The organism is Actinomadura xylanilytica, from assembly GCF_030283145.1.
GTDB classification, from domain to species: domain Bacteria; phylum Actinomycetota; class Actinomycetes; order Streptosporangiales; family Streptosporangiaceae; genus Spirillospora; species Spirillospora xylanilytica.
On record NZ_JASNWE010000002.1, the window covers coordinates 1112088 to 1127540 of the forward strand.

The 15453-nt window shown below is 67.3% G+C and carries 13 protein-coding genes and 1 tRNA gene; 4 read left to right on the top strand and 10 right to left on the bottom strand.

Going from position 1 to position 15453, the window contains the following annotated elements:
* Nucleotides 1-20: 20 nt before the first annotated feature.
* The gene (gene dcd, locus QP090_RS16335; RefSeq protein ID WP_285939743.1) at nt 21-596 is read right to left on the bottom strand and encodes a dCTP deaminase; all 576 of its coding nucleotides are present in this window, start codon (nt 594-596) and stop codon (nt 21-23) included.
* Nucleotides 597-705: 109 nt separating this feature from the next.
* Here dcd and QP090_RS16340 point away from each other — a divergent pair.
* Nucleotides 706-779, top strand: a tRNA-Gly gene (locus QP090_RS16340).
* Nucleotides 780-1064: 285 nt separating this feature from the next.
* Here QP090_RS16340 and QP090_RS16345 read toward each other — a convergent pair.
* A complete protein-coding gene (locus QP090_RS16345; RefSeq protein ID WP_285939744.1) occupies nt 1065-1715 on the bottom strand; it encodes a class I SAM-dependent methyltransferase in 651 nt (216 codons plus the stop codon).
* A 577-nt stretch (nt 1716-2292) separates the two neighbouring features.
* On the opposite strand from QP090_RS16345, the gene QP090_RS16350 reads away from it, so the two are divergent.
* On the top strand, nt 2293-3024 hold the full coding sequence (locus QP090_RS16350) for a hypothetical protein (RefSeq protein ID WP_285939746.1): 732 nt from the start codon (nt 2293-2295) through the stop codon (nt 3022-3024).
* 432 nt (nt 3025-3456) lie between these two features.
* On the opposite strand, the gene QP090_RS16355 is transcribed toward QP090_RS16350, so the two are convergent.
* Nucleotides 3457-3594, bottom strand: a complete 138-nt coding sequence (locus QP090_RS16355; RefSeq protein ID WP_285939748.1) for a hypothetical protein — start codon at nt 3592-3594, stop codon at nt 3457-3459.
* 239 nt (nt 3595-3833) lie between these two features.
* Between QP090_RS16355 and QP090_RS16360 the strand changes: the two genes are divergently transcribed.
* On the top strand, nt 3834-4337 hold the full coding sequence (locus tag QP090_RS16360) for an FBP domain-containing protein (protein WP_285939750.1): 504 nt from the start codon (nt 3834-3836) through the stop codon (nt 4335-4337).
* A gap of 575 nt (nt 4338-4912) precedes the next feature.
* On the opposite strand, the gene QP090_RS16365 is transcribed toward QP090_RS16360, so the two are convergent.
* From QP090_RS16365 to QP090_RS16385, 5 genes are all read right to left on the bottom strand, one after another.
* Nucleotides 4913-8542: a hypothetical protein gene (locus QP090_RS16365; protein ID WP_285939751.1), complete on the bottom strand. Its 3630-nt coding sequence runs from the start codon at nt 8540-8542 to the stop codon at nt 4913-4915.
* 297 nt (nt 8543-8839) lie between these two features.
* The gene (locus QP090_RS16370; protein WP_285939753.1) at nt 8840-9091 is read right to left on the bottom strand and encodes a hypothetical protein; all 252 of its coding nucleotides are present in this window, start codon (nt 9089-9091) and stop codon (nt 8840-8842) included.
* Nucleotides 9092-9601: 510 nt separating this feature from the next.
* Entirely contained in the window at nt 9602-10369 is a 768-nt protein-coding gene (locus QP090_RS16375; RefSeq protein ID WP_285939755.1) for a hypothetical protein, read from the bottom strand.
* A 17-nt stretch (nt 10370-10386) separates the two neighbouring features.
* Complete coding sequence (locus tag QP090_RS16380) at nt 10387-10629, bottom strand: hypothetical protein (protein WP_285939757.1); 243 nt, start codon at nt 10627-10629, stop codon at nt 10387-10389.
* A gap of 1320 nt (nt 10630-11949) precedes the next feature.
* Complete coding sequence (locus QP090_RS16385; protein WP_285939759.1) at nt 11950-12570, bottom strand: TetR/AcrR family transcriptional regulator; 621 nt, start codon at nt 12568-12570, stop codon at nt 11950-11952.
* A gap of 169 nt (nt 12571-12739) precedes the next feature.
* Between QP090_RS16385 and QP090_RS16390 the strand changes: the two genes are divergently transcribed.
* A complete protein-coding gene (locus QP090_RS16390; protein WP_285939760.1) occupies nt 12740-13885 on the top strand; it encodes an FAD-dependent oxidoreductase in 1146 nt (381 codons plus the stop codon).
* Nucleotides 13886-13942: 57 nt separating this feature from the next.
* Here QP090_RS16390 and QP090_RS16395 read toward each other — a convergent pair whose 3' ends face one another.
* The gene (locus QP090_RS16395) at nt 13943-14395 is read right to left on the bottom strand and encodes a hypothetical protein (protein WP_285939761.1); all 453 of its coding nucleotides are present in this window, start codon (nt 14393-14395) and stop codon (nt 13943-13945) included.
* Nucleotides 14396-14842: 447 nt separating this feature from the next.
* The gene (locus QP090_RS16400) at nt 14843-15436 is read right to left on the bottom strand and encodes a hypothetical protein (protein WP_285939763.1); all 594 of its coding nucleotides are present in this window, start codon (nt 15434-15436) and stop codon (nt 14843-14845) included.
* Between the last annotated feature and the right edge of the window lie 17 nt (nt 15437-15453).

Here is a 15453-nt window from a genome sequence, read left to right on the forward strand (position 1 = left end):
CGTTCTCCCGGACGAATCGATCAGACCTTCGTCCGGTGGAAGTTGAGATAGGACCGCGACGGTGTCGGCCCCCGCTGGCCCTGATACCGCGACCCGTACTTCGCCGATCCGTAGGGGTACTCGGACGGCGAACTCGTCCGAAATAGGCACATCTGTCCGATCTTCATCCCCGGCCACAACTTGATCGGCAGTGTCGCCACGTTCGACAGCTCCAGCGTCACGTGCCCGGTGAACCCCGGGTCGATCCACCCCGCCGTCGAATGCGTGAGCAGCCCCAGCCGCCCGAGCGAGCTCTTCCCCTCCAACCGCGCGGCCAGGTCGTCGGGCAGCGCGAAGACCTCGTACGTCGACGCGAGCACGAACTCCCCCGGATGCAGCACGAACGCCTCGTCGGCGTCCACCTCCACCATCCGGGTCAGATCCCGCTGCTCGACCGCGGGATCGATATGCGGATACCGATGGTTCTCGAACACCCGAAAATACCGGTCCAGGCGCACGTCCACACTGGACGGCTGAACCATGTTCGGCTCGTACGGGTCGATCCTCACCCGTCCGGATTCGAGCTCGGACCTGATGTCGCGATCAGAGAGCAGCACGTCAGAAAAGCTACCGGCTCCCGCCGCCCCCCGCGCACGCCCCGTCCCGGTCCCACCCGCCCCCCGATCTCCGGTACGATGTCCACGCGGCGGTTCCCCACCGCCCCACGCGGGTGTAGTTCAATGGCAGAACTTCAGCTTCCCAAGCTGATAGCGCGGGTTCGATTCCCGTCGCCCGCTCCACCACGAAGGCCCAGGTCAGGGATCAGATCCCGTACTTGGGCCTTGGTCTTGCCGGGCCTCCGCAGAGCCGTCGTGCAATTAGCGTGCGATTAGGCCACGGGCACCAGCGCTCCGGCTGGCCCGTCGTCATCCTCACCGTCTCGGGTCTGCTCGGCCTGGACGAGCGCGTCAAGGGCGCCCACTACGCGGTCGCCGGCGGCCGCCCGCCCCGGCGCGCCGGGCGTGCGGCCTGTCCCGTCCGGTCCCGCCGCGCCGCGTCGCCCACCCGCCCGCTTTGGCATGGATTTACGCCTGAAGCCTCCGGCGTGCAAATACGAGCGCCTGTGAAGCAGGTTCGCCCGGGCTGAGCAGCATCTGAGCCTCGACCTCGAATCCCGCGTTACGTAGCCAGGACGACACCTGGTCAGGCTGACGACGGTGGACATGGACCTTCATCGGCTGACCGCCATACCCCTCCGTCTTCAACTGTGACCCGTCACCGACGTGGAACAGGAGTTGAAGCGGTCCGCCTGGACGCAATGCTCGGTGGAAGTGCTCGAACACCGTCAGCGCCTGTTCATCGGGTATATGGATCAAGGATTGCCAGGCGAGTAGGCCGGCAACCGAGGCGTCCGGAAGATTCAGGTCCGTCATCGAACCCACGTCGAACCGAAGGCCCGGATGATCGCGCCGGGCCACGTCGATCATCCCAGGCGAGAGGTCGATTCCGAATGCTTCTAGACCGAGTTCGTGGAGGTGGGCGGTCACGTGGCCGGGGCCGCAGCCGACATCTGCCACAGGGCCGCCACCAGCCGCCCGCACACTGTCAGCGAACAGGGCCAGAGCCGCGCGAAGGTACAGATGCCCAGCGATGGCACCGCGCACTTGAGCGGCGTAGTTGGTTGCGACTGTGTCATACGAGGTTCGAGTGTTGGTCAACCAGTCGTCCGTGCCCATGATCGGCACGGTAGCCCATGACGACAAGCCGTCCGCCGATCTTCGGAAGGTGAGCAGACTGGGCCGGTCCCGCGGCGTGATCGGTGGAGCGAGCGCGAACCAGGGGGCTGCGCCGCCCCCTGGGCCCCCGCGAGCCGGGGCACTCGTTCGCGCGAAACGGTCTGTCACGGGGTTGCGCGCCGTTCGCGCGAACGAGCACCCCGGAACGTCCCGCGTCCGTACGGGCCAAGCGCCGACCCGGCGACAAGACACCGACACATGTCGATCGGCGCAGGCCAGCGGCCGGGCGGCGTGCAATTAGCGCGCAATTAGCCACGGTGATCAAGGGGCAGTCACGGTCATTGGCGGTACGAGCGGAGGGCAGGTCAGCCGCTATGACAGCCGGGATCGGTTTGATTCCCAAGCTGATAGCGCGGGTTCGATTCCCGTCACCCGCTCCACCACGAAGGCCCAGGTCAGGGATCAGATCCCGTACCTGGGCCTTGGTTTTGCCAAGCGCCAGGTTTCTCGTTCGCCGGACCCGGTTGGTTCTATTCGCGTCTTGGCCCCGCCCGCAACCGCCCGTAGCGTGTGAACCATGACGCGGGCTGAGGCGCTGCGAGATCTTGTGGCCAGGGGCAAACAGTTCGATGCGGCGAGGCTGCGCGCCCTGGCGGACGAACTGGGCCTGCCCCTCTCCGACATTTTGGTGATCGCGGGACATCCGGTGCCCGCGCTCCTGCTGCCACCGGCCCGTGATCGCGAGGTCCTGAAGGAGTTCGCCTACCGAGTGACCTTCTGCGACCACGCTCGGTTGGGGTCCCTGGAGGACTACGTGTCCTGCCCGGCGTTGGGCAACCCGGCGTCGGCGGCCGAGGTACCCGAAGACGCGGAAGCGACTCCGTCCGGCATGGACAGGTTCGCAAGGATCTTCAGCGGGTTCCTGCGCAACCGCGGCTTCGGCGTCAGGGAGTTGCCGTTTGCCGGCCTGTCCCGCGTCACGATCAACGGCATGATGCGCGCGGGCTGGCATAACATGCAGCAACTCAAGGCGATGACGGGGCCACTGGGATGGTCAGTCGAGGACCTGGCCGCTGTAGCAGGCGAACCTTGGAGGCGCATGCGGTCCGGCGAAGATTGCTCCGTGCTCTGCCATCACGTGGGCCGGGTCTACATAGCCGCCATTTCCCTCACGACCTCGCAGCTGATGCGGGCCTGCGTTGAAGCGGATCGCATGAGCAGCCGAGTAGACGAGGGCGCCTGGAAACCCTGGGCGGAGAACCGGTGCCCGGACGAGCCGATGCCAGAGACCGAGTTCGATCAACCTTGATGCGGCTGGCACGAAGACCTGTACAGCAGACGAGTACAGCAACAGAGGCACACAACGGCTTACGCATCCAAACGCCGACACACGTTGCCGACTGGGCAGAGCCGCGAAGGCCCGGGTACGCCGGTAGTTCGCATCGAGGGGTGTCGCGCGATCGCTGGGAGCCCGCCGGTTCGGTGTAGGTCAGCGAGGCAAGCGGCGTGCAATTAGCGTGCAATTAGGCAGGGTGATCAAGGGGCAGTCACGGTCATTGGCGGTACGAGCGAGGGCAGGTCAGCCGCTATGACGGCCGGGATCGGTTTGATTCCCAAGCCGATAGCGCGGGTTCGATTCCCGTCACCCGCTCCACGCAAAGGCCCAGATCAGAGACATGATCCCCAACACTGGGCCTTAGTCGTTCCGTTGCTCCGACGCCGACAAGCGATGAGCGAACGATTACGCCATCGGCACCAGCACGCCCGCCTTGCGGTCGTCGTCCACATCGCTCTGTTTCTGCTGGGCGCGCACCAGAGCGTCAAGGGCGCCTGCCAGCGGGCGCCGGGGCGGCCGTGCCCGGCTCTGCGACCCGGGCATGCGGCCTGTTCCGTCCGGTCCCGTCTCGCAGCGCGGTCACGGCCGCCCCAGAACCGCCAAGCGAACATCGAAGAGGGCAGGAGTCCCGTTCCAACGAGCAGGCCCACGAGATGCGGGCAGCGGCTTTTAGGCCCTCGATGCTTGAACTGGAATCCGCCCACGGCGCCGGCCACTCCCCAAGGTCGCTAGCCCGATAACCCTTTGCCCGTGCCACGAACGCAAACCTAGGCTTGCACCTCATGCGAGCGATTACCGAACACGACCTGAGGTCCTGCTTCGTCAACTGCTCCAAGGGCGACGCCAAGCGCCTCAACCTTCCCAAGGACTTCACGCAGTCACCCTGGGACGACCTTGACTTCCTCGGCTGGCGTGATCCCAAGGCCCCCGACCGCGCTTACCTGGTCGCTGACACGGGTGACCAGCTTACCGGGATCGCGCTGCGATTCGCGTCCGCGCCCGGCAAGGCGCGCGGGTTCAACTCGACCAGTCTGTGCTCGTTCTGCCAGACCGTGCACACCGGCGGCGGCGTCGCATTGATGAGCGCGAGGCGCAGCGGCGAGACTGGCAAGCGGGGCAACACCGTCGGGAAGTACCTGTGCGCTGACCTGGCCTGCTCCCTTTACGTACGGGGAAGGAAACAGACCCTGCTGGGCGATGGCCACGACGACGGTGTCTCTCTTGAGGAGAAGGTCGCGCGCATCAGGGCGAACCTGGACGCCTTCGTCGCCTCGGTCGTCGCCTAATCAGCGGGTGCTCAGGGCCAAAGGGTTGGGCGTGCCCGAAGCGAGGGGCTTCGCAGCCCCCAGCCCCCCGCGAGCCGGAGCACTAGGTAGGCGACGAGCGATTAGCCACGGTGATCAAGGGGCATTCACGGTCACTTGCGGCACGGCACTACGCCAGGTCAGCGGCCCTGAGGGGCAAGATCAGAATGATTCCCAAGCTGATAGCGCGAGTTCGATTCCCGTCACCCGCTCCACGCTTTCTCAGCTCTTGATCGTTAGACACCCGGATGACACTGGGACCCACCGTGATCAGCCGGCGGGGAGAGCGAGGGCGTGGTCTACGTCTGCGACTTACGTCGGGCCTTTGTCGCTCCGCAGGCCATCGTCGTCGTAGGGGCGATGAGGACCCGACAGCCCCGCAGCCGCCGCAACTCCCGACCGATCCCCGCAAGCCGCTCCTCACCTATATCCGAGCGTTCTGCCACCCCGGACCCACCCACAACGACGCACGACCCAACCACCGCCCCCGATCCCAGAGGACGCTGAAGGCTGGATGCGGCTGGAGGAGAACGGTCTCTACATCTCTAAACCGGCCGCTACGCGGCCGGGGCCGGTTCGTCCGGGCCGGGCATGCGGTCTCTCCGGGCCGGTCCCGCCCCAGCCGACCGGCTTACTGAGCTACGCAGGAAGTAGTCGGCAACTGCCAGCAACTGACCTGGATCGACCCTGGCAAAGGCATCCAGGGGGATAGTCCAAGCACCCACGGACAGAGCTTGAGCGATGTAGTTCTTAGCCGCGCGCTCATCCACGGTCTGCGCCACCATCACCAGCGCCCGCGCCTGCTGGGAGGGTTCGGTGAGGGAGAGGGCGAGGGTCTCGGCTTGGGCAGTCAGTTCGCGTCCCCGGTCGAGGTCGCCGCTGGCCGCCACCGGCTTCACCAGGTCTGTCAGTGCTTGTGCCTGCCCGAAGGGGTCGGTGAGGGAGTGGGCCAGGGTCTCGGCTCGGTCGAGGTCACCGCTGGCCGCCACCGCCTTCACCAGACCGCTCAGCACCCACACCTGATCGGAGGGGTCGGTGAGGGAGAGGGCGACGGTCTCGGCCTGGACGGCCAGTTCGCGTCCCCGGTCAAGGTCACCGCTGGCCGCCACCGCCGTCACCAGATCGCTCAGCACCCACAACTGCTGGGAGGGTTCGGTGAGGGAGTTGGCGAGGGTCTCGGCTTGGGTGGCCAGTTGGCGTCCCCGGTCGAGGTCGCCGCTGGTCACCGCCACCGTCATCAGGTCTGTCAGTGCTTGTGCCTGCTGGAGGGGATTGGTGAGGGAGCGGGCCAGGGTCTCGGCCCGGTTGAGGTCACCGCTGACCGCGACCGGTTTCACCAGACGTCTCAGCATCCACGCCTGTTCGGCGGGGTGGGTAAGGGAGTTGGCGAGGGTCTCGGCTTGGGTGGCCAGTTGGCGTCCCCGGTCGAGGTCGCCGCTGGTCACCGCCGCCTCCACCAGGTCTGTCAGTGCTTGTGCCTGCCGGGAGGGGTGGGTGAGGGAGTGGGCCAGGGTCTCGGCTCGGTCGAGGTCACCGCTTGCCACCGCCACCGTCATCAGGTCTGTCAGTGCTTGTGCCTGCTCGAAGGGGTCGGTGAGGGAGCGGGCCAGGGTCTCGGCTCGGTCGAGGTCACCGCTGGCCGCCACCGCCGTCACCAGACTCTTCAGCACCCACACCTGATCGGAGGGTTCGGTGAGGGAGAGGGCGACGGTCTCGGCCTGGGTGGCCAGCTTGCGTCCTCGGTCGAGGTCGCCGCTGGCCACCGCCGGCTCCACCAGGTCTGTCAGTGCTTGTGCCTGCCGGGAGGGGTGGGTGAGGGAGTGGGCCAGGGTCTCGGCCCGGTCGAGGTCACCGCTTGCCGCCACCGCCTTCATCAGGTCCGTCAGCGCCCGCGCTTGTTGGGCGGGGCGGGTGAGGGAGTGGGCGAGGGTCTCGGCCTGGGTGGCCAGCTTGCGTCCTCGGTCGAGGTCGCCGCTGGCCACCGCCGGCTCCACCAGGTCTGTCAGTGCGTGTGCCTGCTGGAGGGGGTCGGTGAGGGAGTGGGTCAGGGTCTCGGCTCGGTCGAGGTCACCGCTGGCCGCCACCGCCTTCACCAGACCCCTCAGCGCCCGCGCCTGATCGGAGGGTTCGGTGAGGGAGTTGGCGAGGGTCTCGGCTCGGTCGAGGTCACCGCTGGCCGCCACCGCCTTCATCAGGTCCGTCAGCGCCCGCGCCTGATCGGAGGGTTCGGTGAGGGAGTTGGCGAGGGTCTCGGCTTGGGCGGCCAGTTGGCGTCCCCGGTCGAGGTCGCCGCTGGTCACCGCCGCCGTCATCAGGTCTGTCAGTGCTTGTGCCTGTTCGGCGGGTTCGGTGAGGGAGTGGGCCAGGGTCTCGGCCCGGTCGAGGTCACCACTGGCCACTACCGCCGTCATCAGATCCGTCAGTGCCCGCGCCTGCTGGAAGGGGTCGGTGAGGGAGTTGGCGAGGGTCTCGGCCCGGTCGAGGTCACCACTGGCCGCCACCGCCTTCACCAGAACCGACAGCGCCCACATCTGCTGGAAGGGGTCGGTGAGGGAGTTGGCGAGGGTCTCGGCCTGAGCGGCTAGCTCGCGACCCCGGTCGAGGTCACCGCTGGCCGCCACCGCCGTCACCAGATCCGACAGCGCCCGCGCCTGCTGGGAGGGGTCGGTGAGGGAGCGGGCCAGGACCTCGGCCCGGTCGAGGTCACCACTGGCCGCCACCGCCGTCACCAGATCCGACAGCATCCGCGCCTGCTGGGAGGGGTCGGTGAGGGAGCGGGCCAGGACCTCGGCCCGGTCGAGGTCACCACTGGCCATCACCGCCTCCACCAGATCCGATAGCGCCCGCGCCTGCCGGAAGGGGTCGGTGAGAGAACGGGCCAAGGCCTCAGCCCGGTCTGGAGCGCCCAGCATTACCCATGCCGCGGGTAGATCTGAGGGAATGTTGGAATTGCGTTGCTGGAGGTAGTCACGGGTGATGGCGAGGCGGAACATCGTCGGCAGGTCAGGGAATTCGCTACCACAGATGACCTCTTGGGCGGCCTTGATCTCGGCCAAAGCGATATGGTCGCCGCAGTTGACATGGAGCAGCCGGTCATGCCGCGCCGTATCAAGGCAGCATTCGATCATGCCCGGCAGGTCGTCGGCCGCACGCAGCATCGCAAAATAGCCCCGCAGCAGATATTCCGGGGTATCCGCAGGCCATCCTCCGTCTCGGTAGCCGTGCGCCCAGACGCGCAACCGCTGCCGGTATCCCCCAAGCCGCTGCGCGCCCAGCCGATCAACGGCCATCATCCGCAGTTCCTCATGGGCCAGTACATACAACTCGGGCCGACCCTGCGACACCCACCGGCTGACGTGAGGGGTGAAGGTCCGCCCCGAGACCGCGGCCAGGTGCTCGGCGGACTCTGGAGTGGTCCACCCGGTCAACTCGGCCAGATCGGCATCCGACAGGCCACCTCCGGCCGCAGTGACCAGGCCGAGCAAGTCCTGCTCGGCCGATGACCCCTTCAACAGGTGCGTCAACCCGCGTACCGCAGGGCCCTTGATCGCCCCTGCCGCCGCCGAGGCGCTCAGCGGGCAGATGACGCCGCGATCCCGCAGCGGATGGCGCTCCGGCACATCCGAGGGCACTGGCGGATGAGGTCGCCCGGACACCACGACCCGGACACCATCGGGCAGAATCTCCGGCAGCAACGCCGCGATACTGTGCGCCTCCGGACCGGTCGCCACCCCGCGATCCTCGTCCAGCCCATCGACCACCAGCACCAGCCGCCGCCCCTGTACGTGGCAAGCACTCGCCGCCCGGCCCAGCAACCCCAGCAGATGCGCCTCGCGCGTACTCTCCGACGCGCTCACCGGCGCCGGTTCCCCAGCGATCTCAGCGAGTTGCTCGGACACCACCTCCACAAACGCCGCCCGGCTGTTGTGACCGGCAAACCTCGCGGTGATGAAGAACGACACCACCCGCACCCCCTCAGGGGGATGCAGCACGAACCAGGCCAGCAACGCCGACTTGCCCGACCACGCCGGCGCCTGCCACCACATCCAGGACGGCCCCTGAGCACGAGTGCAGAACTCCGCCAGCTCCGCCAGTTCCACCGCCCGCCCCTCCAGCCGGCCCGGAAAGACACGCTGCACCTGCCTGCGGTATTCCGAACGCGCCACCGGTAACGAGTCCAGGTCCAACTCGCCATCCCGCCCCCAGGGCCATTTATGCATAGTCAACATGCTCCCTGGGAAGCAAAATCCTTTTCTTGGAACGGCACGGATTGCGGGTCAAGATCTTGTCTTTCACAACCTCCGTCATGAGCACCGCCCGCAGCAGCCGGTACACCTTGGCCGCCATGTTCGCCGAGACCCTGGTGTCAAGAATGGGCGTCCGCCAGTCCCGGATTATGGACGTGCTGAGCTTGCCGAGCTGGACCGCACCCGGGCTCCGCCCCGAGCATGGTCTCGGGGCGGAGAATTCTCAGTGCGGGTCGGTCAGCGCACCCACATGGTCCAGGTGCCGACTGTGGACGGGGCGCATGCGAATTCGTGGTAGCCGCCGTTGCTCGCCGGATCGGAGACGTAATTGACTCCGTCCACTTGGCAGGCGACCAGCGTCGGGTACCCGCCTCCCGCCACCGTCCACTGTCCGGGGTCGGCGAGAGCGGTGCCCGTGGCCAGCGAGACCGTGGTCATGGCGGCACCGGCGATCAGGCCGGCAGCGGCGAAAGAGCGCCAGGACTTCATGGATCTCTCCTCTGAACGGGGGCCAGGGCCGAAACGGCCATCGGCCCCGAGTGCGTCGTACGCAGAGTCCGATGCCACTACAGAGGCGCAAGTTCGAGGTGTTGTGAGATTTGGGCGGTCGCTCTGCATGCGGTGAGGATGGGGACCACGCTCGAGGCGAGAGCGGCTTCCCGATGCCGCTCCGCAGGGTCCTGCGACGGGACCCAGGTCGTCCGGTAGCCTTCGCCCGGCGATCGGGGACAGGTCCGAGGCGTGCAGGCCGAGCGCGGGCGCGAGTCCGCGCAGCATGGAAGATCGAACGATCCATCGCCTGGCTCTTCGGATACCGCCGCCTCACCACCGCGCTGACCTGCTACGAGAAACTCGCCAAGGTCATCATGTCGGACGAGCTTTCTGGGCGACCCGTTGGACCACAAAATCAGATTCCACCATGGAGATCCGGCGGCGGATCCAGCACCCACGAAAGGCAATGATGCCGCAGCTCATCACGCCACAAGATGAGGCAAGCTCTTAGACGCCGCCGATGTCAGCCACGAACTCCCGCCAGAGTCGGTAGTAGTCGGACCAGGGTCTCTCCTCTTCGAGCAATCGCCTGCCCAGGAGAACAGTCAGCGCCCGGCCCCTCTCGTAACGTTCGTCGCTCCACACGCTCAGCCGCTCAAGCGCGTCCCGGACGACGTCGAAGTCGCACGGGAACAGGTGCAGCCCGATCTTGGTGAGCGACGGCCCGCCGTGCTTGGTGAAGTGTGCCGCGTTCTCGAAGAAGTCCCGCGTGAAGTACAGCTCGCTCATGCCGCCGGCTTCCATGAGGTCATCGACCACGTCGAGCATGAACGTCCCGGCCAGCAGCTCACCGATCCGAACGCCGACCCAGGGCACCAGCACGTCGGGACCCGTTCCGCGCGGGTGGCACCGCCAGAACGCGTCGCTCAGGACGTTTCCGGCCTCCTCCAGTTCGTTCCGCGAGATGAGGACGTGGCCGAGCAGGTGCCCCGCATACCCGGCGATCATGTTGTTGTCCGACCTCAGCGCCCGCCTCAGCGGCTCCTCGGCCGCCACGAGGTCGCCGCTGACGATCAGCAGATTGCCGAGCAGAACGGTGGCGATCTCCTCGTCCGCCTCCGCGTAGAGCGCCCGCGCCGCCTCCGCGTCGCCGGTGAGCTGCGCGGTGACCCCGCTTAGCAGCGAGCGCCCGTCCTCCCGCAGCTCCAGCTCCGCGAGCAGCACCCCGGCCAGCGGCCCCAGCCAAGGGTCCTCGCCCTCCGCCACCTGGTCCAACGAATCCCAGCAGTTCATCAGACCCGCGCCGAGTTCGATCCCCGCCAGCGCCGCCGCCGGTGCCCGGCCACGGTCGTGCGCCCCGTCTCGGCGACGTCCCGCAACGCGTTCATCGCGTCGTCCAGGTCTCCGTTCCGGTACGCCTCCAACCCCGGCTCGACCTCCGCCGGCACCGGCTCGACCGGATCCAGGGGCAACAGCGCGGGGAGCTCCAGAAACTTCAGCGGGTAGAGGGTCCGCGGCTTGTCGTTCGCGTCCATCCCGAGGCCTTTCCTTCCTGACGGGAGCATTGCCGCCGCATTCTGCCACCGCGGTCAGGCACTCTTGCCAGAAACGACGATTCCCTCTTGCGCGCATTCCGGCAGCCGCCATCAATTTCGCGTGACCCACTGAAGTGAGAGTGCCTCTCAGGCCGTCTCGCGCAAAAGGAACGCGGTGCGTCCCAGAGAGTAGGGAGGCGCGCCGCGTTCCGGTTGCTGTCAGAGGCCGACACGTACACGTCTCCCTCGCCCCGCACTGTCCCGCTGTCCAGATCAAGGGGTGCCGCCCCTCGCTGCGCGCCGCACCACCGGGCGCCGGCCCCCGGCCAACCGTTGCCGCGGGTACGCCCCGCCGCCCGATCGACGTCGCAGCGCGGGACGATTGATCGAGACCGAATCGAAGGGCTTCGTAGCCTTGCGGGCTCCTGCGTGACGTCGGTGCGTCTTCGTGGGGAGGGAAGCGGTGACGATTGCCGAATCCCGGGAGGGGTGAAGGCGGCACGTAGGAATGTGGGCGGGGGTGAGGTTGAAGGCAAGGAGAGGATGCGTTCTCATAATGCGCGGATGGCGAGGAAGACCAGGTCGATCACGTTCGATACTCAGCGTTCTTTGCGCTGCTCGCGGCGGCTCCTCCATGAGTTGCGTACCGCCGTCACGACCAAGGCAATGCACGTCCCGGCCATAGCGCCCATCAGACCAGTGCCTAGGGCGCTGTCGGACGACCCGCTACTGGCGCCCCATAGTGCTCCTAGCAGGCCACCGGCCACGAGACCCGCGAACGCGGCACGCACGGCATCCTTCCAGTAGCGGACACACGCCCCCGCGAGAACACCTATCAGGCCGGCGCCCATCGCACTGTTCCAAGCCCCGAATTCGTTAGTGGCGCCCCATAGTGCTCCTAGCAGGCCACCGGCCACGAGACCCGCGAGTGCAGCACGCACGGCATCCTTCCAGTGGCCGATGAGGTGCTCAGTCTTCAGCCCGCCTTTATGCCCGTCAACCGCCGTCTCGAAGACAACGTCTCGGAGGACCCTCCGCCGGTGGTCTGCGGGCGGCACCCCCGGCTTCGCCTTCACCAAGATCTGCAACAGTACGCCGGTCGTCGTGCGGGGCAGCAGCGTGGTCGCGGGCCGGCAGGCGGGAGAGCGTGTCCACGAGCGACGGCGGGAGAGCTCCGTTCTGCGAGCTGACCACGGCGTCCGCCTGCCTGGCCGATATCCCACCCGCCCCAGTACGGCCCAACACCCCTGCTGCGCCGGTACTGTCTCCTGCGCGGATGCGCGACCACCGGCTCAAAGTGCGATCGTCCATCCCGATGTGTCACACCTTGCGGGGGTCCGTGGTCGCATCCCCGGCACCGAGCTGCGACGACTGCCAACCGTGGATCAGCAGATCGAACACCGTCTCCACGGAGGCGCGTGGATCGTCCCGGACGGTGGCCAGGGCCGGAACCTCCAGGACGAACCGTGCGAGTGCCGAGCAAGCGAGATCATCGGCTTCTCGGCCGAGTTCCTCCGCGATCACGGCACTGAGGGCGCCCGCGTGCCGCATCCACATGCGCTCCCAGTACTCGCGCAGCGCGGGCGTCCGGTCCACCAGCGCGGTGAAACGGTCCCGACGCGGATCCGACGCCATCCGCACCCAGGACGTCAGTGCGTGAGCGCGGAGCGCTTCGACCACGCCCTGACCCGCGGGCCGTTCGCGGACGGCGGCGGTCAAGGCGGTCTCAACCTCCGCCTCGCGGTCGAACACCAGTGCCTCCTTGCTCGGGAAGTGCGCGAAGAGGGTCGTCGTCGATACGTCGGCTCGTTCGGCGATGTCGCGGACGCTCACTCGTTCGAATCCGTGCTCCAGGAAGAGCTCCAGGGCGGCGTCGGCGATGGCCTGCCTGGTCGCGGCCTTCTTGCGCTCGCGGCGGCCAAGGGGCGGAGTGTCGGGCATGGCGCCACTGTACCCGTAAGTGGAATGAAGCAGAAAGTGCAACGGTTGCAGTTGTTGACTCGTTCATGCTTTGCTGGTCTCGACAGGGGGCGCCGCCCATCGGGGCGCGGCACCGGACACCGCTGCGCCGCAGTGTCACCGGAACCCCGACCGTCGAAGGGAAGCCACCGTGGACTCACCGACACCCGCAAGCGCGCGCATCAGCATCATCGGCGCCGGCCCGGGAGGTCTCACCTGCGCACGCATCCTGCAACAGCACGGGATCGCGGTGACCGTGTACGACTGCGATCCGGATGCGAGCTCCCGGAACCAGGGAGGCTCGCTCGATCTGCACGAGGACGACGGCCAGCTCGCACTCCGTGAAGCGGGCCTGCTGGAGCAGTTCTTCGCGCTCGCCAGATTCGAGGGGCAGGAGATGCGCCGGATAGACCCGTCGGGGAGCGTCCATGCCCACCATGTGCCGGACGAGGGCGAAACGCTCCGTCCCGAGATCGACCGCGGACAGCTGCGCGATCTCCTGCTGAGCTCACTCGCTGCGGGGACGGTTCAGTGGGGACGCACTCTCGAGTCGGTGAGCGGTCCGGCCGACGGACCGCGGACGTTGACGTTCACCGACGGGACGGCCGTCGGGGCCGATCTCGTGATCGGCGCGGATGGCGCCTTCTCCCGCGTCCGCACTGCGATGTCGCCCGCGACACCGCACTACACAGGGGTCAGCTTTCTCGAGGCATGGTTCGACGACATGGAGATCGCGCACCCCGAGCTTTCCGAACTGGTCGGGAAGGGCAGCGCCCACGTCGCCGACGGGGAGCGTGGCCTCTTCGCGCAGCGGAACAGTGGCGGCCACATGCGCGTCTACATCATGCAGCGCCTCCCCGCGGACTGGATCGTGGGGAAGGGGCTTCGCCCCGAGGACACCGAGGGCATCCGCGCGTACCTACTCAGGGAGTACGCGGCCTGGTCGCCCCAGCTGCTCCGGATGATCAGCGACAACGACGGCGCCTACGCCGATCGCCCTCTCCTCGCCCTGCCGGTGCCGCACACGTGGGAGCACTCGCCCAGCGTGACGCTCCTCGGAGATGCCGCACACCTTATGCCACCGTTGGGCGCCGGCGTCAATCTCGCCATGCTCGACGCCAGTGAACTCGCGCTCTCACTCGTTCGCTCCTCCACCGTCGATGACGCTGTGCGCAGCTACGAGAAATCGATGCTCCCGCGCTCGACCGAAATAGCCCAGATGCTCGAAGGTGGTGCCGAGTCCCTGCTGGCCGTGCCCGACCCCGACGAGGAGCGGTTCAGTCCAGCCCGGCCGTGACACGCGCTTCCCCCCCTCCCCCCCCGTCGTCGAGGACGTCATCGCAGCCGGCGAACATCAATCGAGGGTGAAGAGCACGAACTTTGCACCCCATAGGTCATCGTTTCCCCAGGACACGGCGGTCGTCTCACGCAGGTATTTCATCGCGCAGGTCTCGCCGTCCTCATCGTCGCAGGGCGTGACTTGCAGGCAGGCGGCGAGACCTCGCGCGTCCATCACCTGCTGACCGGCGCTGTAGTGCAGGGTGATCGGTTCATCGGAGATCTGCACCAAGTGCAGGTCGGTCGAGGCGGACGCCTCGGCCAGGTAGTCAAAGCTTCCGGACAGCCGACACCACACGTCGACCACCACGACCCAATCGCCGATTCTTGCGGCGCAAAGGTCTGGTCCTCGACTCGACGAAGTCGCGTCCTCGAATCCCATCGTGGTACTCGTCGGTTCGAACAGATCCGGCACCGCGTCCGCGAGCTGGTCCGTCCGGACGGCAGCCACCTCTAGATTCCAGCCCATCGAATCAGCCTAGATCATTTGCGGGGGTTGATTAGGTTGTGGTCGATATCTGGCTCTCCACGAATGGGCAGATCTTCGGCCGTGCCGCAGCGGCTGAAGTTCGGCGAGTTGTGGCTGCGGAAAGGGAACAGCGCTCGTAGTCGGGGTGTGAATAGGTGGCCTCGATAGCGCAGCGCCTACCGAATGGCGAACGCCCGTAATCGCGGTGATCGCCCTGCGGGCCCGAGTTGTTCGACATTCATCGTGATCGGTGAGATGTACCGCTGGACCGGATGGTTCGGTCTCCTTGGGGCGGCCAAGGTGCGGGGGCTGAGGTGGAGGCGGCGGTTCGGAGTGGTGGGAGGACCATCGGAGTCGGCTGGAGCGGGTGGCGAGGGAAGCCGGGCAGGCGCGCGGCTGATCGTGCCCGTGTGGACGACGCTTCAGGTGGGAGCCTGATCGGCTGCCTCAGCCTCCGCCGGTGCCGACCTCGCCGAAGACTTCGAGCATGAGCCCGGCATCCTGGCGGATCCCGGGGTTCGGGTCGTCGGCGCTGAGCCGTCCCAGCAGTGGCTTGAAGCGGACGGACGGCGAGTAGCTCATCGCATAGATCGCGGCGCTTCTGAGGTCGGCCTCTGGGGCGCGCGCCGCGTCGCTGATCCGCTGGTGGAGATCTTGATCGAAGGTGTGCGAGCTGCCTAGGGCCGCCATCAGCAGGGCTCGCCGACGGTCTGCGGCGTCGTGAGCGGCGTCGAAGGAGGCGAGCAGTTCCTCACGGGAGTACACCTCCAGTTGTTCGGCCGCCATCCGGGTGAGCACTCGGGCGTCGTTGGCCGTGCCGGTGGAGAAGTAGAGGTAGGGACATCCCGTGGCGTCGTCGACGATGAAGTGAAGCCCGGTGTCGTATCCCTCCCACACCACTTCGCGCAGCGTTCCGGCCTGCGGGTCCTCGGGGTGCACGGTCTTGTCCCAGCCGAACGCGGCGGCGAAGGAACCGAGCCTGAGCTCAGGTTCGGTCTCGCGCAGGATGATGCGCGGGCCCAGGTGGGCGGACGGGGGCATGGGACGCTCCAAGATCG

What these genes read in the sequence shown, in the direction of transcription:
- QP090_RS16345 (WP_285939744.1), bottom strand. Translation starts at nt 1,715, where the DNA reads ATGGGCACGGACGACTGGTTGACCAACACTCGAACCTCGTATGACACA.
- QP090_RS16350 (WP_285939746.1), top strand. Translation starts at nt 2,293, where the DNA reads ATGACGCGGGCTGAGGCGCTGCGAGATCTTGTGGCCAGGGGCAAACAG.
- QP090_RS16355 (WP_285939748.1), bottom strand. Translation starts at nt 3,594, where the DNA reads ATGCCCGGGTCGCAGAGCCGGGCACGGCCGCCCCGGCGCCCGCTGGCA.
- QP090_RS16360 (WP_285939750.1), top strand. Translation starts at nt 3,834, where the DNA reads ATGCGAGCGATTACCGAACACGACCTGAGGTCCTGCTTCGTCAACTGC.
- QP090_RS16370 (WP_285939753.1), bottom strand. Translation starts at nt 9,091, where the DNA reads ATGAAGTCCTGGCGCTCTTTCGCCGCTGCCGGCCTGATCGCCGGTGCC.
- QP090_RS16380 (WP_285939757.1), bottom strand. Translation starts at nt 10,629, where the DNA reads ATGGACGCGAACGACAAGCCGCGGACCCTCTACCCGCTGAAGTTTCTG.
- QP090_RS16385 (WP_285939759.1), bottom strand. Translation starts at nt 12,570, where the DNA reads ATGCCCGACACTCCGCCCCTTGGCCGCCGCGAGCGCAAGAAGGCCGCG.
- QP090_RS16395 (WP_285939761.1), bottom strand. Translation starts at nt 14,395, where the DNA reads ATGGGCTGGAATCTAGAGGTGGCTGCCGTCCGGACGGACCAGCTCGCG.
- QP090_RS16400 (WP_285939763.1), bottom strand. Translation starts at nt 15,436, where the DNA reads ATGCCCCCGTCCGCCCACCTGGGCCCGCGCATCATCCTGCGCGAGACC.